The 20,274-nt window shown below is 61.3% G+C and carries 18 protein-coding genes and 1 tRNA gene; 8 read left to right on the forward strand and 11 right to left on the reverse strand.

The features are described from left to right. Positions 1-65 precede the first annotated feature (65 nt). The gene (locus CS1BSM3_RS25455; RefSeq protein ID WP_072392667.1) at positions 66-1,073 is read right to left on the reverse strand and encodes an ABC transporter substrate-binding protein; all 1,008 of its coding nucleotides are present in this window, start codon (positions 1,071-1,073) and stop codon (positions 66-68) included. Positions 1,074-1,303: 230 nt separating this feature from the next. Here CS1BSM3_RS25455 and CS1BSM3_RS25460 point away from each other — a divergent pair, with 230 nt between their 5' ends. From CS1BSM3_RS25460 to CS1BSM3_RS25475, 3 genes are all read left to right on the forward strand, one after another. Then, on the forward strand, positions 1,304-2,659 hold the full coding sequence (locus CS1BSM3_RS25460; protein ID WP_072392670.1) for an MmgE/PrpD family protein: 1,356 nt from the start codon (positions 1,304-1,306) through the stop codon (positions 2,657-2,659). A 387-nt stretch (positions 2,660-3,046) separates the two neighbouring features. Next, positions 3,047-3,745 (forward strand): methyltransferase family protein, encoded by a 699-nt coding sequence (locus CS1BSM3_RS25470; RefSeq protein WP_210188830.1) that lies wholly within the window; start codon positions 3,047-3,049, stop codon positions 3,743-3,745. A 200-nt stretch (positions 3,746-3,945) separates the two neighbouring features. Then, positions 3,946-4,116 (forward strand): hypothetical protein, encoded by a 171-nt coding sequence (locus CS1BSM3_RS25475; RefSeq protein WP_210188831.1) that lies wholly within the window; start codon positions 3,946-3,948, stop codon positions 4,114-4,116. A 148-nt stretch (positions 4,117-4,264) separates the two neighbouring features. Here the strand turns inward: CS1BSM3_RS25475 and CS1BSM3_RS25480 are convergent, their stop codons facing one another. The 5 genes from CS1BSM3_RS25480 to hydA form a co-directional block, all read right to left on the reverse strand. Next, complete coding sequence (locus CS1BSM3_RS25480) at positions 4,265-5,062, reverse strand: ABC transporter permease (protein ID WP_244540612.1); 798 nt, start codon at positions 5,060-5,062, stop codon at positions 4,265-4,267. Beyond that, positions 5,059-5,946 (reverse strand): ABC transporter permease, encoded by an 888-nt coding sequence (locus tag CS1BSM3_RS25485; protein ID WP_072392673.1) that lies wholly within the window; start codon positions 5,944-5,946, stop codon positions 5,059-5,061. Before CS1BSM3_RS25485 ends, CS1BSM3_RS25480 begins: the two co-directional genes overlap by 4 nt. After that, positions 5,943-7,067, reverse strand: coding sequence for an ABC transporter ATP-binding protein (locus CS1BSM3_RS25490; RefSeq protein ID WP_072392676.1), 1,125 nt, complete (start codon positions 7,065-7,067; stop codon positions 5,943-5,945). Before CS1BSM3_RS25490 ends, CS1BSM3_RS25485 begins: the two co-directional genes overlap by 4 nt. Next, entirely contained in the window at positions 7,064-8,098 is a 1,035-nt protein-coding gene (locus tag CS1BSM3_RS25495; protein ID WP_072392680.1) for an extracellular solute-binding protein, read from the reverse strand. Before CS1BSM3_RS25495 ends, CS1BSM3_RS25490 begins: the two co-directional genes overlap by 4 nt. Before the next feature lie 130 nt (positions 8,099-8,228). Next, entirely contained in the window at positions 8,229-9,677 is a 1,449-nt protein-coding gene (gene hydA, locus CS1BSM3_RS25500; RefSeq protein ID WP_083528900.1) for a dihydropyrimidinase, read from the reverse strand. Positions 9,678-9,777: 100 nt separating this feature from the next. Here hydA and CS1BSM3_RS25505 point away from each other — a divergent pair, with 100 nt between their 5' ends. From CS1BSM3_RS25505 to rfbA, 5 genes are all read left to right on the forward strand, one after another. Continuing rightward, positions 9,778-10,623 (forward strand): NHL repeat-containing protein, encoded by an 846-nt coding sequence (locus CS1BSM3_RS25505; RefSeq protein WP_072392683.1) that lies wholly within the window; start codon positions 9,778-9,780, stop codon positions 10,621-10,623. Between the two features lie 71 nt (positions 10,624-10,694). Beyond that, the gene (locus CS1BSM3_RS25510; RefSeq protein ID WP_072392686.1) at positions 10,695-12,083 is read left to right on the forward strand and encodes an amidase; all 1,389 of its coding nucleotides are present in this window, start codon (positions 10,695-10,697) and stop codon (positions 12,081-12,083) included. Between the two features lie 2 nt (positions 12,084-12,085). Further along, complete coding sequence (locus CS1BSM3_RS25515) at positions 12,086-12,832, forward strand: aspartate/glutamate racemase family protein (RefSeq protein WP_072392689.1); 747 nt, start codon at positions 12,086-12,088, stop codon at positions 12,830-12,832. Positions 12,833-12,983: 151 nt separating this feature from the next. Beyond that, positions 12,984-14,132 (forward strand): DegT/DnrJ/EryC1/StrS family aminotransferase, encoded by a 1,149-nt coding sequence (locus CS1BSM3_RS25520; protein WP_072392692.1) that lies wholly within the window; start codon positions 12,984-12,986, stop codon positions 14,130-14,132. A gap of 87 nt (positions 14,133-14,219) precedes the next feature. Further along, positions 14,220-15,089 (forward strand): glucose-1-phosphate thymidylyltransferase RfbA, encoded by an 870-nt coding sequence (rfbA, locus tag CS1BSM3_RS25525; RefSeq protein ID WP_072392695.1) that lies wholly within the window; start codon positions 14,220-14,222, stop codon positions 15,087-15,089. A 61-nt stretch (positions 15,090-15,150) separates the two neighbouring features. Here the strand turns inward: rfbA and CS1BSM3_RS25530 are convergent, their stop codons facing one another. The 5 genes from CS1BSM3_RS25530 to CS1BSM3_RS25550 all read right to left on the reverse strand — a co-directional run bounded on the left by CS1BSM3_RS25530 (position 15,151) and on the right by CS1BSM3_RS25550 (position 20,012). Continuing rightward, on the reverse strand, positions 15,151-15,801 hold the full coding sequence (locus CS1BSM3_RS25530; RefSeq protein WP_072392698.1) for an acetyltransferase: 651 nt from the start codon (positions 15,799-15,801) through the stop codon (positions 15,151-15,153). Continuing rightward, entirely contained in the window at positions 15,794-16,393 is a 600-nt protein-coding gene (locus CS1BSM3_RS28390) for a glycosyltransferase family protein (RefSeq protein ID WP_174263789.1), read from the reverse strand. The genes CS1BSM3_RS25530 and CS1BSM3_RS28390 overlap by 8 nt, the downstream gene beginning before the upstream one ends. 1,137 nt (positions 16,394-17,530) lie before the next feature. After that, positions 17,531-17,605, reverse strand: a tRNA-Glu gene (locus CS1BSM3_RS25540). 554 nt (positions 17,606-18,159) lie between these two features. Further along, complete coding sequence (glnA, locus tag CS1BSM3_RS25545) at positions 18,160-19,572, reverse strand: type I glutamate--ammonia ligase (RefSeq protein ID WP_072392704.1); 1,413 nt, start codon at positions 19,570-19,572, stop codon at positions 18,160-18,162. Between the two features lie 101 nt (positions 19,573-19,673). Then, positions 19,674-20,012, reverse strand: coding sequence for a P-II family nitrogen regulator (locus CS1BSM3_RS25550; protein ID WP_072392707.1), 339 nt, complete (start codon positions 20,010-20,012; stop codon positions 19,674-19,676). Between the last annotated feature and the right edge of the window lie 262 nt (positions 20,013-20,274).

A 20,274-nucleotide genomic window follows, 5' to 3' on the forward strand; every position in this document is an offset into this window, starting at 1 on the left:
GCGGGCGTCGGCGGCCCGCCTAGGTGAAATGCACTTGAGATGCACGAGATACGTCGCGACAGACGTCAGTTTCCGTCCTGATTGTGCATCTCGGGAAAGAACATCTCCTTCCACGATGCCGGCTTGTTCTTGAGCGTGCCGATGCCGTGCATGAATTCGGCATACTTCATCAGGTTTTCGGATGCGGTCGTGTACTTGATGTCTTTGTCATTGAGAATTGCGACGAGCTCGTCGATTTCCCAGCCCTTGCCGCCCATAGAGGCGAGCAGGACTTTGGCGGCGCCCGGCTTGTCGGCGGCGATCATCTGCATGGATTCCTTCAGCGCCGCGAGGAAAGCGCTGAAGACCTTCGGATTGGCCTTTTGGAATCGCTCGGTGGTCGAGATCATGGTGAAGGTGGTCGATCCGCCCATGACGTCGCTCGTGGTCTGGATGGTCCGAATATTCTTTTCCTTGATCTCGCGGTGATGAAACGGCGGCGAGGTGTAGTGCGCGGTGATCTGCTTGTTGCCGGTGAGCATGGCGATCACGCCATCGGGGTGCGTCATGGAGACGGTATTGCGGTCGAAGCGAAAGGCTTCGGCCTTTCCGTACTTCGCGAGCGCATGCATCTGCATGATGATCGAGGGGATCGAGACCTTTACGGCAGTGACGGCGATCTTGTCCTCGGGCTTGATGTCGTCGAGGGATTTCAGATGCTCGGCGCTCGTATTGAGGTACATCGGCATCGAGCTCATGCCGGCGGCAGCCTTCACCTCGATGGGCGTACCCTTGGTGCGATCCCAGAGCGTGAGGAACGCTGGAGGGCCGGCCGAGATGAAGTCCGCCGAGCCTGAGAGAAGGGCCTCGTTCATCACCGAGGGGCCGCCGATGTTGGCCCAGTTCACTGTGACGGGCACCCCGGCTGTGGCGGAATGCTTCTCGATGAGCTTGTGCTCTTTCATCATGTGGAGCGGCAAGAAGCCGAAGCCGCCGGCGCCCATCGGTATGCGCAGTTCCGTCACTTCTGCCTGGGCAGCCATCGGCACGGCGGCGATCATGGCGGCAAAGATGAGGCTGCAAATGCGTTTCATTTGTTTCGCTCCCTGGAACCCGTTTTGATTGGCGCTGTCTTGGGACAGCTGCGCAGCTTGGCCGGCTTTATCGCACGATCTGATCCCCGTTCGGTACTTCATTTCTGCATACAGCCCTCGAGGACAATGCTGATATAGGTCCAATCCGGTCAGAGCGCGCGCCGAGCGGCGTGGCCCGGACCTCCGAGGCTCCTTGTTGAAGCTCCCACACACAGCGGCTACTGCGCGCCATGACCCGTCCCTCAGGCATCTCGAGAACCTTCGCCGAGCTCATTGTCGACACGACATGGGAACGACTTCCGGAGCGCGTCCGGCACGAGGCCAAACGCTCTATTCTCAACTTCATGGCGACGGCGCTCGCCGGATGCCGCGAGGATGCGGTGGAGCATACACTCGCCTCCCTCGCCGCGTTCTCGGGAGTGGAACAGGCGACCGTCATCGGACGCACGGAGAGGCTCGACGCGCTCAGCGCGGCATTCCTCAACGCGGCGAGCGGCAATGTCTTCGATTTCGACGACACGCACCTGCGCACGGTCATCCATCCGACTGCGCCGATCTTGCCTGCGCTTTTCGCCCTTGCCGAGCTGCGATCCGTGTCCGGACGCGAGCTCCTTCTTGCCTTTGCGCTCGGCGTGGAGATCGAATGCCGGGTCGGCAATGCCATTTCACCGGAGCACTACGCGCGCGGATGGCACATTACGTCCACCTGCGGCTGTCTCGGAGCGGCGGCTGCGGCTGGGAAGCTGCTTTCACTCGATGCAGATCAATTGATCTGGTCGCTGGGCTCGGCTGCGACACAGACCGGCGGCCTCGTCGAGTGTCTCGGCACCCCGGCGAAGAGCCTGAGCGTCGGCAATGCCGCGCGCAATGGATTGTGGTCCGCACTCCTCGCAGAGCGCGGCTTTCGCGGACCACCTGCGCCGCTCGAGGGGAAGCAGGGCTATTTCAATGCTCTCGCCCCCTCTGCCCCCGACTGGTCGGCTCTAACGCGGGAGTTGGGAGAGACCTGGGAGCTTCTTCAGAACACTTACAAGCCATATCCAGCGGGCATCGTCGTCCATCCTGTCATCGATGCAGTGTTGGCACTCCGTCAAGAGCACGTGCTCGCGCCCGACAATATCGAGCGCATCGTGGTTCGCGGCCATCCCCTGCTCGCAGCGCGGACGGACCGCCCGCACGTGACATCGGGACGCGAAGCCCAGGTGAGCGTTCAGCACAGCGTGGCGGCCGCACTCTTGTTCGGAGAGGCATGTCTGGCGCAATATACGGATACATGCGTACGCGATCCTGCAGCCCTAGCCCTGCGAGCGAAAGTCCAAGTCGAACGGGATGCGGGCATTGCCGTAGAGGCAGCCGCTCTGCGGATCGAGATGAAGGATGGGACGGTGCACGCCCTTGCGGTGCCGGCCGCTCGGGGCAGCCTGGCTCGTCCTCTGAGCGATAGTGAAATCGAGGAAAAGTTGCACAGGCTCGCGGCCGGTTGGTGCCCCACCCATGATGTGCAGCCGCTCATTGACGCCGTCTGGGCGTTGGATCGCGCGGCGGATGCTGCGGCAGTTCCTCGCCTCACTGTGCCGACAATATAAGCTCTGCCATTTTTATGCTGCCCTAAAAATCCCGCATCGCGGTGCGAAGGCCTGCGCGTTATTGACGCCTCGATAATGCCCGAGATCACAATCAGCGAACCGGACGCGGCCTCGCTCATGATCGGATTGCGCGCTTCGAAGTTCGCGACAACTCTGCCCTCCAGATATTCGCGGCGGCAGTAAGCCTGAACGCTTCCGCCGTAAGCATCCACTCGTCTGGAAAGAGGCGGCCCTCCTGCCCCATTCTTCTCAAGCGTCCGCGCTAAAGTGCTTCTGCCTGAGCCGGGCATCCGCAGATGAGATGAAGCGTCGCCATGAAGGTCGGACTATCATGGAGGCCGGGCGCGGCTCCATCACCGCATCCGATCCGGCATGGGAACTTGAGGAATGAGCGTCAGCGAGCCCGAACCTATGCCCCGCGGCGCCGCGCTCGCCTACGCGATCGGTCTGCCGCTGGCGTTGCTTGCGCTCGTTTTCGGACCCGTCGGCCGTCTCGACTGGCCGCCCGGATGGGTCTTCATAGCCTTCGTGGTCGTGGCTTTTGCCGTGTCGGCTCTCATTTTGTGGCGCATCAATCCCATCATCTATCGGGCACGCAGCCGCTTCCAGCCCGGCACGAAGCACTGGGACAAGATCCTGCTTTGGCTAATGCTGCCCGCCATGGTCGCCGAGATTCCCCTCGCCACCCTCGACGCCGGCAGACTGTTCTGGTCGGCCGTACCGTTCCCGATTGTCGTCCTCGGCTACGCTCTGCTTGGCGCGGGTATCGCGCTTAGCACCTGGGCGCAGGCGGTCAACCGTTTCTTCGAGCCCGGCGTGCGCATCCAGCGCGAGCGCGGCCAGCACGTGATCACGTCCGGACCCTATGCGATCGTGCGCCACCCTGGCTATGTTGGCGCGCTCATGATCTTTGCCGGCCTCGCGCTCGCCCTGGCGTCGTGGTGGGCGTTGGTCCCGGCTGCCTGGGCGAGCGCGCTTCTGATCCTGCGGACCCACTGGGAGGATGCACTGCTGCACGCCGAGCTCGAGGGCTACGCCAACTATGTGCGACGCACGCGATTTCGGCTGGTGCCAGGCATTTGGTGAACGCCTAGCGACCGCACTCCCCGACGGGTTGAGATGGGATGAGGGCCCCGTCTAATGTCTCCAGGTTCGACACTTGATAGCTCTGCAGGAGATCATGGTGCCGGATCGTCAGATTCGGCATAGCCAATATTGTAAGCTCGGCCGGCAGCCCTCGCCGGCTTTTGGTTGGACCTCCTAGAAGATCGTACTTTCCGAGCCCGGTGGGGCGTTTCGCCACGCTTTCGATCGACACCGTCATCCGCTTCCAGTCGCCCGCCGACCGCGCCGCCTTCACAGCCGATCTCGCCAGCGCCGTCCCAGCGCTCGCCGCACGCTATCACGACGGAAGCGCGCCGCGCGGACGGTCGCATCGGCTCGTCGTCGCGTCCTAGCCCGCGCTGGCCGACGCCAAATCCCGAAAGGATATCTCTCTTGCCTCATCAAGAAGGGCGAAAGCGGCAAGCGCTGGATCGAATAGGACACTACGCTCAAGAACGGCGAGATGGCTGCCGGAAAGCAGCGGATGCGAGTATCGTATGATTAAATCGTCGTCATTCGCTTCAGACCGACCAGCCTGTCGCAAACGATCAGAGCCACGATTGTCGCCATGATCAAAAGAGCTGACGTTGCAGCAACCGTCGGATCAGGCGACATCTCCAGCTGGTTCAGGAGTTGGATGGGCAGTGTCTTCGTGTGCACATCGACCAGGAAGATCGAGATCGGATAGTTGTCGAATGAGGCGATAAAGGCGAACAGCGCGCCCGACATCACGCCCGGCAGAATGTTCGGCACGAGCACGCGCCATAGCGCCCTGGGATATGAGCATCCCAGCATCCGCGCGGCATCCACCATCGAGAAATCGAACATGGACAGGCTGGCGAGCACTGTCCGCATGATGAATGGCATCGTCAGCACGATGTGTGCGATGAGCAGGGTCGCGTAGGCATCATTCAGGCCGATAAGGCGCGCGGACTGCAGGAATGCGATGCCTAGGACCAATCCGGGGATCATCAGCGGCGACGCCATGAATGTTGCGATGGCGTCACCGCCGGGGACCATCCGGCGGACGACAGCGATAGCGCAGAGCGTTCCCAGAACAAGCGAAATGAGAGTCGAGATGAAGGCGACCTGCGCGGAGAGCCACGCCGATGCGAGAAGCCCGTCGGCGTTGCGGATCGAATAGTACCACTTGAGGGAGAAGCCCTGCGGCGGAAACGAGAAGACGGCCGACTCCGTGAAGGACACCGCCACAACGATCACGATCGGCGTGAAGAGAAACATGAGTACGAGGCCCAGCATGACCCAGCACAGCGCGAATGAGATGCGAGGTATCATCATCCCTTGCGCCCTCTGCGGCTCGCGGGCTCGGCGAAGTAGGTCGACGTGAATACGATCGTGACGGCGACGACGAGCATGACAACGGCCATGCTGGCACCCAGATTGAAGTCACGGATGTTGAGGTACGCCTTGGCCATGACCTGCGACATCGTCATGAAGCGATCGCCGATGAGCAGGCCCGGCGTCACGTACGCAGCCACCGAAATAGAGAACACGAGGGAAATTCCAGCAACGACGCCGGGCATCGTCAGTGGCAGCGTGACCCTCAAAAATGTCGTTACCGGCCCCGCGCCGAGAGAAGCCGCAGCGTCAGTGAGCCGGGGATCGAGCTGACGCATGACGGAATAGATCGGCAGGATCATCAATGGCAGAAACACATTGATCATGCCGAAGTAGAGCGCGAACTCGGTGAACACTAGCCGCATCGGGCGCTCGATAAAGCCCAAGTTGAGCAGCAGCCAATTCAGGATTCCATCTCTTCGCATCATGATCGCGAGACCGAACGTCTTGACGATGATGCTGACGGTCAGGGGTAGGAAGATGAGGGCGAAGAGAAGGACCTGAAGCCGAGCAGGCGCTCGCGAAAGCGCGAACGCAGCGGGATAACCGATCAGCAAGCTTCCGATCGTAGTGATCAGACCGAGCTGCAGGGAATTCCATATGATCCCGATGTAGTAGGGATCGCCGAGCACTTTCCGATATCCTGCCAGGCTGAGCCCGCTGGCGTCGCGGAAACTGTCAGCGACCAGAATGAGGACCGGGATTGCGAATGCCACGACCATGAACACGAGCCCGGGTAGCACCATGATTGCTGGCGCGTCGAGCTGGAGTAACCGGCGGCGCGGTGGCGCGGTGACCTGGGTCTCCATTCCAATCGTCGTCATGGCGTTGGGTACACCATTGTTTCGGCAATCGGCCAATGCAGCTTGAGCGCGGCACCCGGAGCGACGCCCGAAGGAAGGCGCGCGACTTCTACTTGAATGCGATCCTCCATTGCCGGAGGCTTGAAATGCAGAGCCGTCTTGGATCCGAAAAAGACGATATCGGCGAGCTCTGCTGTGATCTCGTTGAAGTCGGCGCCGGGCCGCTCGCCGAGAGCAATGCATTCAGGGCGAATGCCAACAACGACTTTCCCGGTCGGGCCACTATTCCTGCGCATTGACGCGCGGATCTGGCCGATGGGTGTCTCAATGCCGACATCGCCGCCTTGGCCCGAAGCGCTGGCAGTTCCGCCAATACGTGTCGACTGGCCGACGAACTCGAGCACGTGCAGGCTTGCCGGCGAGCTATAGACTTCGTCCGGCGTCCCAAGCTGCTCGATGCGTCCTTCGTTCATCACGGCAATGCGGTCGCTCATGACGAGCGCCTCATCCTGGTCATGCGTCACGAAGATGGATGTGATCTCGAGGTCTCTCAGAAGGTGTCGCAGCTCGATCTGCATCGTCTCGCGCAGTTTTCGATCGAGCGCGCTGAACGGTTCGTCGAGCAGCAGGAGTGACGGCTTGACGACGAGCGCACGGGCCACCGCTACGCGCTGCTGCTGCCCGCCTGAAAGCGCGGAAATGCGCCTTTCCGCGAAGGCCTGCATGCGCACGAGGGCGAGCGCGTTTTGCACGCGCCCCCCGATCTCTGCCTTGAGCGTTCTCTGCGCCTCGAGCCCGAAGGCGACGTTCTGCTCGACGCTCAGATGCGGAAACAGGGCGTAGTTCTGGAACACGACGCCGATGTTTCGCTTGTGCGCCGGAACCTGCGTCAGATCGTTGCCACCGATCGCAATCCGGCCCCCATCAGGCTTCATGAGGCCGGCGATCAATCGCAACAACGTGGTCTTGCCGCACCCCGAAGGGCCGAGCAGGGAGATGAATTCGGAGCGGGCGACGCTGATGTCGAGATCCTTCAGGACCGTCGCCGCCCCGAACCGCTTCGTGACAGCGGCCACGTCGAGATAGCGGTCGCTTCTGGGCGTCGCCCGTGCGTGTGCAGCTTCGCGTGCTACGACGTTCACCTTGCGGAGACCTCCCGCTCGAAGCGCTCGATCATGGCGTTGCGATTGTCGGCGAAATACTCCCAATCCAGCGCGACGAGGTCGGGGAACGAGAGATCCGCAGGGAGTACCGTCTTGCTGTTCGTGGGCTTCGAGAAGAAGGTCTTGGCGATGTAAGCCTGGATGTCGGGGCTCAGCATCTCGTTCAGGAACTGGATGCCGATGTCCTGGTTCGGTCCACCTTCGACGAGCGCGATGCCGGCCGGCATCGCAAGGATGCCCTCCTTCGGCTTGCCTTGATCGACCGGCGCGCCCTTCGACTTGCGCTGCAGTGTCGTGCGCGAGTCGGGCGCCATGTAGAGATCGCACTCGCCGGTTTCGAGGAGCTGCTGGGCCTGCGGTGCGTTCGTCGACACCTGGATGATATTGGGCTTGAGCTGCTTCATGCGCTCGATGCCCTGCTGCCAGTCTGGCATGCACTGATCGAGCGGTTTCTTGGTGACGTGGTGCGTGGCAGCGAGCAGTGGGGCGATGGCCTGCGTAATGCGCATCGAGATGATGATGATGCGCTCCTTGAATTTCGGATCCCAGGCCTCAGCATAGGAGTCCAGGCCCTTCGGCAGCGATTGGGTATTGTAGGAGAAGCTGCACAGGGGCTGGCACCAATTGGCCCACATGGCATCGCGCGGCTTGGCCCCGGCCGGAAGATCTGCGAGATTCGTGACGTCGGCCGGCAGCTTCTTGATCACCTTCTCACGCTCGGCGAGGATGAGGACCGGGTCGTCCATCATGGTCAGCGTCATCGTTGGACGCGCCTTGTTCGAGCGGATCTTCTCGAGGTTGATGAGCGAGTTCGTGCCCTCGTAGAGCACCTTCACATTGAGCTTCTTCTCGATCAGCGGGAAGAGGCCGTCAGTAAGGCCCGGCGTGGCGGGGCCGCCGATGAAGATCTCTCGCGTCTGGGCGCGAACGATATTGGGAAAACCGACAACGCCTACTGCCGAAGCGCCAGCAAGAACCTGACGCCGCGAGAATGTGGTCTTCTTGCTCATGGGGATGTTCTCCTGTGATCCGAGATGCCATTTAGCGTTCGGTAGATCGCTGACAGGACGCACTCATCTGTGGGGATTCTGCGACGACCGGCTAAGTGTCATCGCCATTGAGACGTGAGAGCCCGGTCGATCAGACGATTTTGCGATCGACAGGGTTGAATGGCGTGGGGAAGCGACCGAGTGGTGTGATCTTTGCGTAAGGCGCGCGCGGAAGGTAGCTGCCGTGTCCCGCCTTCCCGACGACCTTGCCGTCATCGAAGACCGTAACGCCACGAACGAGCACGCGGACCGGATATCCAGTTGCCTGATATCCCTCGTAAGGCGTGTAGTCTCCGCCGTGATGCATTCGCTCGTTGGTCAGCGTCACGGATTTCGCGGGATCCCAGATGACGACATCGGCGTCGCTGCTCGGCGCGATCGCGCCCTTCTTGGGATGCAACCCGACGAGCTTGGCCGGATTAGTCGAGACGAGACGAACGAATGTCGGCGGATCGATGCGCCCCTTCGTGACGCCCTCGGTGAACAATACCGGCAGGCGCGCGGCGAGGCCTGGGATGCCGTTCGGTATTTGGGTGAACGGCCCATCCTCGCCCGCAAACTTCTTGCCCTTCGGATCATCGTAGCGCGTCGGCGCGTGATCTGATGAGATAACCTCGATGATGCCGCGGCGCATGTAGTCCCAAAGCGCTTCTTGGTCGGCCTTCGTGCGCGCGGGTGGCCCAAACACCAGCTTTGCGCCCTCGAAACCGGGCCGATCGAGATCCTCGGCGACGAGCGTCAGGTAGTGTACGCACGTCTCGCCCCAGACTTTAAGGCCCCGTGCCTGGGCACGCGCGATTTCCTCAGCAGATTGCGCACCTGATACGTGGAAAACCTGGATCGGCACATCCAACGCTTCTGCCAGCGCGACGATCCGATTCACCGCCTCGCGCTCTGCGATCATCGGCTTGCCCCAAGGGTGATACTTGGGCGCTGTAAGGCCAGCCGCGACGAGCTGCTCTCCCATCCAGGAAATGAGATCATGATGCTCCGCGTGGACGCAGACGAGCGCTTTGTTGCGTCGGGCGGCAGCCAGCACACGAATGACGGCCGCATCGTCCAGGCGAACACCGTCATACGTCATGAAGATCTTGATCGAACGATTGCCCTCTTCGACCAGCGAAGGCAGCTCCTGATCCAGGACTGCAGGCGTTGCATCCGTGATCGTCAGGTGGAATGCGTAGTCCACCATCGATTGGCGCGCACGCTGATGGTAGTCCTTCACCACCTCAGCGAGCGACTCGCCCTTGCCTTGCCAAGCAAAGCAAACGACCGTCGTCGTTCCACCTGCCGCGGCAGATGCGCTGCCCGTGCGGAAGTCATCGCACATCTCGGGACCGCGCGAGCGCTGAGCAAGGTGGACATGCGTGTCGACGCCGCCAGGCATGACGAGCATCCCGCTCGCGTCGATCACTTCGCGCGCACTTCCGCCGAGCGCGCCAACCGCTACGACTTGACCGCCGGAAATGGCGACATCAGCCTTGGCCATGTCCTGCGCCGAGACCACTGTGCCGCCACGTATGAGGAGATCGTAGTCCACCGCGTCTTCCCCCTTTCGGTGTGGCTATTCCGACTGCATTATGAGCATCTAACACGTGCCTAAGCAACGGGCACGCACGAAAGGTATGCAGGAGGCTGCTATGCGAACAGGCACTCTCGTGGTCGCTCTCGGGGAGAGGCGCTATCGCGTCGAGCGGCCTTGGGGTGACCTTCCCGCTGGACCAGTTAGCGACGTGACGGTCGACTCGCGTGGCCACGTGTTCGTGATCCTACGTTGGGATCCGCTCTCCGATACGACGAGCCCGCGCGTTATCGAGCTCTCGCCGGAAGGGGAGCGGCTTGGCGCCTGGGGCGAGAAGCTCATTGCGGACTCTCATATGCTCGCGGCGGCGCCCGACGATCGCCTGTTCATTGTCGATCGTGATGTCCACGAGGTGGTCATCTGTCGATCCAACGGCGAGCGCATCGGCGGCCTCGGCAAGCGATATGCGCCGCTGGAGCCTTTCAACCATCCAACGGACGTGGCGATCACGCCGAAGGGCGAAATCTATGTCTCCGACGGTTATGCCGGCCATAGCGTGCATCGCTTTTCGCCAGACGGAAGGTTGCTGCGATCGTGGGGCAGCCTCGGCGAGGAGCCGGGGCAATTCGTGAATCCGCATGCTGTCTGGGTCATGAGCGACGGCAGAGTTGTCATCGTCGATCGAGAAAACAATCGCCTGCAGGTGTTCACGCCGGATGGAGATCTGCTCGACGTGTGGACGGGGTTCCGCAAGCCCATGGATGTTTGGGGTGATGCCGACGACAATCTCTACGTGACGGATCTCGTTCCGACGCTCGCCATGCTTGCGCCCGATGGTCGTCGGCTTGGACGTTGCCGGCCAGTCCTAAACGGTGCTCACGGCATCTGGGGCGACAAGCAGGGCCGGCTCTACCTTGCCGAGCCCAATCCCAGCAGGCTCACGAGGCTAACGCCTATCGATTAGAGCCGTACTGTCGCTCGTCAAATGTGTCTGGATGGGCGTCACCCATATGAAGTGCTGCTGAGGACTATTCGATGCTTCGCAAGAGTGCGCGAGAAATTGCGGCTGCGGTAAACGGCAAGGCGGCTGACCCGGTGGAGGTCACTGACGTATTTGTCGCCCGTATTCTGGAAAGAAATCCGAGCCTAAATGCTCTCGTGCGCTTCGATCCGCAGATCGCCCGCGGCGAAGCGCTGGACGTACGCCGACGAATGCAGGCCGGTGAAACCATGCCTCTGGCGGGCGTGCCTGTCATCGTCAAAGACAACATTTGGGCGGCCGGGCGAAGAATTTCGCAGGGATCGCGGCTCTTCGCCGACCATGTCGCGCCAGAGGACGCCATCGCTGTCGCGCGCTTGCGCCAGGCCGGTGCCGTCATCATTGGAATCGGCAATTCTCCCGAGTTCGCCTGCAAAGGCGTGACCAACAGCCCACTACATGGGCCGACACACCACCCGTTGAACGTAACCCTGACACCGGGCGGCTCTTCCGGTGGCAATGCCGCGGCGCTTGCCGCTGATTTTGCTCCGATTGCACTTGGGACAGACGGCGGCGGCTCCGGCAGGCGGCCGCTTGCGCATACTGGAACCGTCGGCTTCAAACCTTCGTTCGGGGCAATTCCCTATGGCCCCGGTTTTCCAGAACCTTTCTGGGGAATCTCGGTTTTGGCGCCCATGGGGCGTTCAGTTGCCGACGTCGCGGCCCTATTCGATGTGGTGGTGGGTGCCGATGCGCGCGATGTTGAGAGCGCGGCCATTGAGGCTCGCTCAGCCCCCGAGCCCCGGCAGTTGCGCGCTGCATTCTGTCGAGACCTGGGCCTCGGTGCGCCAATCGATAGCGATGTCGAAGCCGCAATTGCAGATGGTGTAGATCGCTTGGCAAAGGCTGGCTGGAAAATCGAGCACACTGAAGTTCAATGGCCGACCGGGATCGGCGAAGCCTCCATCATGCCCTTGCAAGCTGCAGGCCTCGCAGCTATTCACGGTGAGACTTGGCGACGAACGCCGGATCTATTCGATCCCGATATTGCCGTGCAGATCGAGCGCGGAATGTCACTGACCGGCGCCGATGTGGGCCGCGCCCTCGAGGCGAGCGCCGCGATCAAACGCACGGTCGCGCAGTTCTTCGCGGGTTATGACCTGCTGCTCTGTCCGACTGCGCCCTGTGTGGCGTGGCCGCTGACCGAACTCGGCCCCAAGCAAATTGGCGGTGTGGATGTGCCCCCGCGCGGGCACGCCGTGTTCACGCCGCTCTTCAATCACGCGCTTGTGCCCGCGATCTCGATACCATGCGGTCGTGGGCGCGACGGCTTGCCGGTCGGGATGCAAATCGCGAGCCGGCGCGGGCGTGATCGAACGGTACTTGCGGCTGCGACGGAAGCTGAGCGCATTCTCGCGCCGATCAATGACTATGCGAGGTGCTAGAGATGCGAATTCTGATGCTGAACCCGAATACCACGCCTGCCATCACGGACCGGCTCTACCAAGCAGCGGTCGAAGTCACCGCGCCTGACACGGTGCTCATTCCTCTGACGGCATCACGCGGCGTGCCCTATATCGCAACACGCGCGGAGGCACAGATCGGCGGCGCGGTCGCCTTGGAAATGCTCGCTGAGCAGCATCGCAATGTCGATGCAGCGATCATTGCCGCTTTCGGAGATCCTGGATTGTTGGCGGCGCGTGAGCTCTTCGACATCCCCGTCATCGGGATGGCCGAGGCGGCGATGCTGGCTGCCTGTATGCTCGGACGTTCCTTCGCGATTGTCACCTTCGCGAGTGCACTTGGTCCTTGGTACCGCGAGTGCGTGGAAATGCACGGCCTCACGGGGCGCTGCGCTGGCATCCGCATGCTCGACGGTGCCTTCCGGTCGATCTCCGACGTGCAGGAGGAGAAGGAAGAGCTACTCGTTGAATTGGCCAATCGCGCAGTCACGGAGCTCGAGGCCGATGTCGTCATCCTCGCGGGCGCGCCACTTGCGGGACTTGCGAAGAAAGTGAAGTCCCGCATCCCTGTTCCGGTCGTAGATCAAGTGCAGGCTGCCGTGAAGCTGGCGGAATCTGTGCTGGCCCTAGGTACGAGCAAGGCGACAGCAGGTACCTTTCGCCGGCCTGCAGCCAAGCCGACAATCGGCCTGGCGAGCGAACTTCAGCGCCGCATCGAGCACACCGACTAAGCCGAATGGCAAGGCAGCGTGGACTTGGGTGCTCGACTACTGACCGAAATGGATCTCAACAGTATCTGGATTGAGAGGTGCGGATAAGTATTTGAAAGGGCAGTGGAGAGATGTTAGCGCGGGTGTAAGTTCCTTTTCGAGAGGGCTGACAATGTCCCCAAAGCGCATCATCTTCGGCACCCCTTCTATCGGTGATGAAGAGATCGAAGAGGTCATCGACACTCTCAGGTCGGGGTGGATAGGAACTGGCCCACGGGTGGCGCGCTTCGAGCGGGAATTTGCCGCGCACAAACGATCTCCGTATGCTGTTGCCGTCAACTCCTGCACTGCTGCATTGCATCTCTCATTGGTCGCGGCCGGGATCGGCGAAGGCGATGAGGTCATCACAACGCCCCTGACATTCTGCGCAACCGTGAACGCGATCATTCATGCGGGCGCGCGGCCAGTGCTGGCGGACATCGATCCGCGCACGATGAACATCGACCCTGAGCAGATTGAGCGCAAGCTCACGCCACGCACGAAGGCCCTTCTGCCCGTGCACTTCGCCGGACTACCCTGTGAAATGGATGCCATCGGCAGAATCGCGACGCAGCATAATCTCAAGGTGATCGAAGATTGTGCGCACGCAATCGAGACGGAGTATCGGGGCCAGCCAGCCGGATGCATTGGCGACTTTGGTTGCTTCAGCTTCTATCCCAACAAGAATATGACCACCGGCGAAGGCGGCATTATCCTGACGCGCAGCGAGGCCGACGCCGAGCGATTGAGATCCTTGGCCCTGCACGGCATGTCCAAGGATGCCTGGAAGAGGTTCATTGACCCGAGGTTCCGGCACTACCTGGTCACGGAGGTCGGCTACAAATACAACATGACGGATCTGAATGCAGCGATCGGTCTGCACCAGATCCGACGCCTCGATGACTTCTGGCGCCGACGCACGGAGATATGGAACACATACGACCGCGCTTTTGAGGATCTGCCGCTCGTGCTGCCGACGCGCGCGGCTGAGGGCGTGAAACACGCGCGTCACCTGTATACCGTGCTTGTGGATCGCGATCGCGCCGGCATCGATCGCGAGGACTTCATCGAGAGCCTCAATCGCAGACTGGTCGGCACCGGCGTCCACTATCTATGCCTTGCCGAGCATCCCGTGTACCAAAGCCTCTTCGGCTGGCGGGCATCGGACTTTCCTCATGCCAGCCGCATCGGACGCCAGACCGTGAGCCTGCCGATCTCGCCGTCCCTATCCGACAGCGAGGTGTCCACGATCATTTCTGCCGTACGTGAGAGCGTTGCTTAGGTACGACGGCAACTCACGCTGGAAGAAGCGCATTCACTAGCAAGCACCGCGCAGTACCCACGCGAGTTTTCTTTGGGAGGAGGAGCATTGAAGGGCATTATCCTCGCCGGTGGGAGAGGCACGCGACTTCACCCGTCAACGCTTGTGGTATCGAAGCAGCTCCTGCCGATCTACGACAAGCCCATGATCTACTATCCCCTGACAACGCTCATGCTTGCCGGGGTTCGCGAGGTTCTGGTCATTTCAGCACCTGGAGACCTGCCCCTTTTCCAACGTCTCCTCGGCGACGGAACCAAGTGGGGGATGCGGCTCAGCTACGCTCCGCAGCCACAGCCGGGGGGGATAGCACAAGCCTACGTGATCGGGCGCGAGTTCGTTCAAGGCAATCGCTCAGCGCTCATACTTGGTGACAACGTCTACTTCGGCAATGGATTGGGAGGCATTCTGCAGCGCGCAGCATCGCGCGACGTAGGTGCCACAGTGTTTGCGTACGCTGTTAGTGATCCTGCTCGCTACGGCATCGTTGAATTCGGCGCGAATGGCGCTCCGCTCTCCATCGAGGAGAAACCGGAAGTTCCGAGATCACGATGGGCCGTTACCGGTCTCTATTTCTACGATCAGCGCGTTGTCGATATTGCCGCAACCCTGAAACCATCGTCCCGTGGCGAGCTGGAGATCACCGACATCAATCGCACCTACCTCGAGCTTGGCGCGCTGCATGTCCAGAAACTCGGACGCGGCTATGCTTGGCTTGATACCGGCACACCCGATGCGCTTTGCGAAGCGTCCGATTTTGTGCGCGTCCTCGAGAGGCGGCAAGGTTTCCGCATTGCCTGCCCCGAGGAGATCGCCTTCCGCATGGGTTTCATCGATCGCGCACAGTTGGCCAATCTGGCCATGGAGCTCGGAACCTGCTCGTACGGGCAGTATCTGATGAGCATAGCGCGGGAGCCCTGACAGTCGCACGGCGCGCCATTCTTCTGAGCGGCACTGACCGCGAGGCTGTCGCGGCTTATTGCTATCTGCCGTCGACGCCCTCTTTCTTGATCCGTGCGGGAGAGCCCATGACCTGCACGTTCTCGGGAACATCTCGCGTGACCAAGGAGCCTGCCGCGATCACACTGCCCCTCCCCACCCGCCGACCGTCCAGCACGATGGCGCCCATGGCAACGTAGCATCCGTCCTCGATGACACACTTGCCGGCAATGTTGGCGCCCGGAGAAACGGTGACGTATCGCCCGATCCGCGTGTGATGCCCGATCAAGACGCCGCGGTTCAAGATCGTATGCGAGCCGATCTCCGATTGCGCAGCGACAATGACGCCCGCGCTGACGATGGCGCCAACTCCGATCGGACTTGTCGAAGATATGCGGGCACTTGGATGCACGAGCGTGGCGAACGGCAAGCCGAACGGCTCAACTTGCTCGATATAGCTCTGCCGCTTCGTTGTGCCGATCGCACAGATCAGATGGTGCCCGCGACCAATCGTGCCAAGGTCGTCCACCCAATAGATCGGTTTGCCATGGAGCTTCGTCCCGCAACGGCTGCGGTCGAGATTCTCGACAAAGCCGGCCGTCCGCCACTCCCTAGTTTCCGACATGAGATCATCCACTTCCTCTGCGAAGGCGTACGAGCCGAGGATCAGTACAGGCAGACGCGGATCATCCATTTCTGACCTCGGCCGCCGATGCATAAGCTATCGGTGCGAGCGCGTTCGACAGCAAGGACGCGAGCGTAAAGCTCTCGGTGACAAACCTGTGCGCCTCATCAACGATACGCGAACGCTCTTCGTCCCTCTCAAGATACGTGACTAGAGCTTCACCGAGTTCCGACGCATCGCGGACAATCGCGTGCCGGCCCTCAAGAAACGGACCAGGATCGCTGGCACGCTCCGAAACGACAAGCGTTTTACAGCCCATGGCCATCAAGAGACGGATAACCGGGAACTCCCAAGGAAACTTCTGCAGGTTGAGGATGATCTTCGACCGGTTCAGCAGACGATTGCGCTCCTCACCATAACAGTCGCGATCGACCACGTGGATGGTTCGCTTATGGCGTCGCAAGTGTGATCGAATTGCATGGAGCAGGTCGCGCCGCCGCTCGCTGATCTGCCCGAGAAAAAGCACGTCCACGTCGCGATCGATGCCCGGTATGATTGATCCAAACTCTGGCAGATATCCAACGGGGACGACTTGGCTCGGAATGCCGTGCTGTGCCAGAAGCACCTTGCGCGGTGGAACGCTGACCAGAATGTGGTCCAAGAGACCATCCCGCCAAAGCTGAACAACATCTCGGACCTGTTTCAGAGGATAGCTCAGGAGCTTGCGCATACTGCGCACAGATGGGTCAACTTGTGGCGAGCCTCGCAGAGAGACTGCAAAAGCTCTTGCCAATGCTGAGGCAACAACGGAACGTCCCGTTCGGCTGAGAGCAGACTCGGGCTCGGAGAGACTGCTCAGATTGCGCAGGTCAGCTTGAAGGATGCGCTTAGGCAGTCCTTCCACAGGAGGTGGAAGCGGCTCCAATTGCCACAACACACGCTTTACTCCCCGGGCTCCAGCGGCTTGGAGGCATTGCACGACCTCGTGACGCGCCCAGCGTCCCGTACCTATGATGAGAAGGATGTCTCCAGCGGAAAGCGCCTGGTCTGGAAGCCCCACAGCGGCTAGCGGAAATCTGGCGCTCAAGGCGCTGGCTATTTGGTGCGCCGGGAGGATGTTGCCGGCACCGACTGCATCAAGCACCGAGATACGGACGGATCGACAGATATCCTGCATGAAATGGCTGCTCGCGGGATGCTTACCAAACGAATGGGCGAGCCGGTTTGGTCCACAGGTACTGCCCGCTTCGCACTGCGGGCTCAGAAAAGCAAGACCAGGGCGACGCGTCGCTCGCATCTAGACGCTTCTGCTTCTGACCCGGACTTGCCATGACGAGCGTCGACACGCCGAACGCTTCGTCTAGGACGCGCAAGAGGCTCTCTATGATTAGCCCGCATGATGGATAGCAGGGCCTCGCCCCCTGCTCCTCTTGCGGAGCTCGGTCAGCGAGAGGAGTCGAACCCTACCACCGTGTGAGGAGTAAGCTGATTCCCGGGCTGTCGCAGCCAGCAGGATGGGACTGCCCCATCCGAGAGTCGAGTACGGAGGTTTGGATGAAAATCTCGACGCCTGCTGCTTTCGAAGCGTCGATCAGCTTGCGTCCCGTTCTCACCTAGCTTTCATCTTCGGCCGGAAGCGGCGCGGCTCTCGTGAAGCGTACCGAACAGCAGCGGAGCTCTGCTGCCCGCAAGCGCCGGCAGCTCATCGAAGAGAACGAAACAGCGCCGAAAGTCGGAATAGATGGCCAGACGAAAAGTCGGAATGAGCGGCGAAGGGCGTCTAATCTATTGATTTCATTGGCGCTCCCTACGGGAGTCGAACCCGTCTTTTCAGATTGAAAATCTGACGTCCTAACCGATAGACGAAGGGAGCGCACAGGCCTGCGATGGGAAGATTCCCGTCGACCGCCGGCCTTGTAACAGGTCACTCGCAAGCGGGCAAACATCTACGCAGCCCATCTGCCATGGTGCGACCAAAAAAATGCGGCCGTAGGCGCCCCCCGGGGCGGGGCCGCATCGAGCGCTGCGACGGCCCGCCCTCCCGGAATGCCGGACGGGCCTCACCGACCGCCAGCGCCACACTCGGCGATGCAGGTCCGATCGCGAAGGTCCCAAAAAAGAAATGGGCCGAACCTAATGGTCCGGCCCCCTCGCAGGGCTTGTCGCCAAGCCCATCCCCCGAGGCGCCCGCTAATGCGTGGACCTCAAATGCGCCCCACGGTTAAGGCCGGGCTCAATGTTGCATTTGAGGTCCAAAGACGCTTGGGACTTGATGCGTTCCAAAGCAACTTTGAACTTGAAATTCGCCCCACGCCCGCGATCGAGGTCAGGCGAGTTTCAAGTCCGTTGCTCTAGCGTCGCGTCATGCAAGCAGGAGCCGCGCCCGCGCCGGCATCGCGGCGTTGGGCGACGCTCCCGGTCATCACATCAGACCGAGTAGTACATGTCGAACTCGACCGGGTGCGGCGTCATCTCCACGCGCTCGACCTCGGCCATCTTGAGCTCGATGTAGGCGTCGATCATGTCGTCGGTGAACACGCCGCCCATCTTGAGGAAGCCGCGATCGCTGTCGAGGCTCGTCATCGCCTCGCGGAGCGAGCCGCAGACCGTCGGGATCTTGGCGAGCTCGGCCGGCGGCAGGTCGTAGAGGTTCTTGTCCATGGCATCGCCGGGATGCAGCTTGTTCTGGATGCCATCCAGGCCCGCCATGAGCATGGCAGCGAACGCGAGGTAGGGGTTCGCGCCGGGATCGGGGAAGCGAACCTCGACGCGCTTTGCCTTCGGGCTCGTCACGTGCGGAATGCGGCAGGAAGCCGAGCGGTTGCGCGCCGAGTAGGCGAGCAGCACCGGCGCCTCGTAGCCCGGCACCAGACGCTTGTAGGAGTTGGTGGTCGGGTTCGTGAAGGCGTTGATGGCCTTCGCATGCTTCAGGATGCCGGCGATGTAGCTGAGGCAGGTGTCCGAGAGATCCGCGTACTTGTTGCCGGCAAACGTCGGCTCGCCCTTGTTCCAGATCGACTGGTGGCAGTGCATGCCCGAGCCGTTGTCGCCGAAGACGGGCTTCGGCATGAACGTCGCGGTCTTGCCGTAGGCCTGCGCGACCTGATGGATGACGTACTTGTAGATCTGCATATGGTCGGCCATCGTGATCATCGGGCCGAACTTGATGCCGAGCTCATGCTGAGCCGAGGCAACTTCGTGGTGATGCTTCTCGACGACGACGCCCATCTCCGCCATCACCGAGAGCATCTCGGAGCGCATGTCCTGAGCGCTGTCGATCGGCGGGACCGGGAAGTAGCCGCCCTTCGTGCGCGGACGATGGCCGAGGTTGCCCGTCTCGTACTTCGTGCCCATGTTCGAGGGCAGCTCGGCGCCGTCGAGCACGAAGCCCGTGTTGTAGGGATCCGAAGTGAAACGGACGTCGTCGAAAATGAAGAACTCGGCCTCGGGACCGAAGTAGATGGCGTCGCCCACGCCCGTGCTCTTCATATAGGCTTCGGCCTTCTTGGCGATGCCGCGCGGATCGCGCTCATAGAGCTCACCTGTCGAGGGCTCGATGACGTCGCAGAAGATCGCCATCGTGCTCTGGGCGAAGAACGGGTCCATGTGCGCCGAGCCGGGATCGAGCATCAGCGTCATGTCCGAGGCCTCGATGCCTTTCCAGCCGGCGATCGAGGAGCCGTCGAAAGCGTAGCCGTCGGCGAACATCGCCTCGTCAACGCAGGAGGCGTCGGCAGTGACGTGCTGCATCTTGCCTTTGGTGTCGGTGAACCGCAGATCAAGGAATTTGACCTCCTTGTCCTTGATCGTCTTGATCACGTCGGCAGCAGTCTTGGACATGCTAAGTTTCCCCAGTTTGTGATTGGCGAAGTGTCAAAGGGTTGGGAAGGGCGGTCCCCGCGGCATGAGCGCCGGCCGAGGACCGAAACAGGCGGGAAGTGTCAGATGGCGTCGGTGCCGGTCTCGCCGGTGCGAATGCGGATCGCCTCCTCGATAGTCGATACGAAGATCTTGCCGTCGCCGATGCGGCCGGTCTTGGCGGCCTTCTGAATGGCATCGACGGCCTTGCCCACCATGTCATCCGGCAGCACGACTTCGATCTTCACCTTGGGCAGGAAGTCGACGACGTACTCGGCGCCACGGTAGAGCTCCGTGTGCCCCTTCTGGCGGCCGAAGCCTTTGGCTTCGATCACGGTGATTCCCTGGAGGCCGATCTCCTGGAGCGCCTCCTTCACCTCGTCGAGCTTGAAGGGCTTTATGATGGCTTCGATCTTCTTCATGTGACTTGCCTGCGCTCCCTGCGGTGACGGCGAAAACGCCCCCGGCACCCCCTGCATTAAGCATGCGACGTGCCAGAGCCGATCATGGAGCAGAATGCCTCGATCGCCCCGCACGTTAGCCTATCAGTGCCGGATTTTAAGGCGGGAAGTTAGAGCAATTCCGGCCTGAATGATGGGCAATATGCCTGAAAATTAGGCTGATGCGACCCGTAAGTCAGGCAAACGGGATCCCTGGCCGACAGGGCCGGCCAGGAGGCTCGAA

The organism is Hyphomicrobium sp. CS1BSMeth3, assembly GCF_900117415.1.
GTDB lineage: Bacteria > Pseudomonadota > Alphaproteobacteria > Rhizobiales > Hyphomicrobiaceae.

What these genes read in the sequence shown, in the direction of transcription:
- CS1BSM3_RS25455 (WP_072392667.1), bottom strand. Translation starts at nt 1,073, where the DNA reads ATGAAACGCATTTGCAGCCTCATCTTTGCCGCCATGATCGCCGCCGTG.
- CS1BSM3_RS25460 (WP_072392670.1), top strand. Translation starts at nt 1,304, where the DNA reads ATGACCCGTCCCTCAGGCATCTCGAGAACCTTCGCCGAGCTCATTGTC.
- CS1BSM3_RS25470 (WP_210188830.1), top strand. Translation starts at nt 3,047, where the DNA reads ATGAGCGTCAGCGAGCCCGAACCTATGCCCCGCGGCGCCGCGCTCGCC.
- CS1BSM3_RS25480 (WP_244540612.1), bottom strand. Translation starts at nt 5,062, where the DNA reads ATGATGATACCTCGCATCTCATTCGCGCTGTGCTGGGTCATGCTGGGC.
- CS1BSM3_RS25485 (WP_072392673.1), bottom strand. Translation starts at nt 5,946, where the DNA reads ATGACGACGATTGGAATGGAGACCCAGGTCACCGCGCCACCGCGCCGC.
- CS1BSM3_RS25495 (WP_072392680.1), bottom strand. Translation starts at nt 8,098, where the DNA reads ATGAGCAAGAAGACCACATTCTCGCGGCGTCAGGTTCTTGCTGGCGCT.
- CS1BSM3_RS25505 (WP_072392683.1), top strand. Translation starts at nt 9,778, where the DNA reads ATGCGAACAGGCACTCTCGTGGTCGCTCTCGGGGAGAGGCGCTATCGC.
- CS1BSM3_RS25510 (WP_072392686.1), top strand. Translation starts at nt 10,695, where the DNA reads ATGCTTCGCAAGAGTGCGCGAGAAATTGCGGCTGCGGTAAACGGCAAG.
- CS1BSM3_RS25515 (WP_072392689.1), top strand. Translation starts at nt 12,086, where the DNA reads ATGCGAATTCTGATGCTGAACCCGAATACCACGCCTGCCATCACGGAC.
- CS1BSM3_RS25520 (WP_072392692.1), top strand. Translation starts at nt 12,984, where the DNA reads ATGTCCCCAAAGCGCATCATCTTCGGCACCCCTTCTATCGGTGATGAA.
- CS1BSM3_RS25530 (WP_072392698.1), bottom strand. Translation starts at nt 15,801, where the DNA reads ATGGATGATCCGCGTCTGCCTGTACTGATCCTCGGCTCGTACGCCTTC.
- glnA (WP_072392704.1), bottom strand. Translation starts at nt 19,572, where the DNA reads ATGTCCAAGACTGCTGCCGACGTGATCAAGACGATCAAGGACAAGGAG.
- CS1BSM3_RS25550 (WP_072392707.1), bottom strand. Translation starts at nt 20,012, where the DNA reads ATGAAGAAGATCGAAGCCATCATAAAGCCCTTCAAGCTCGACGAGGTG.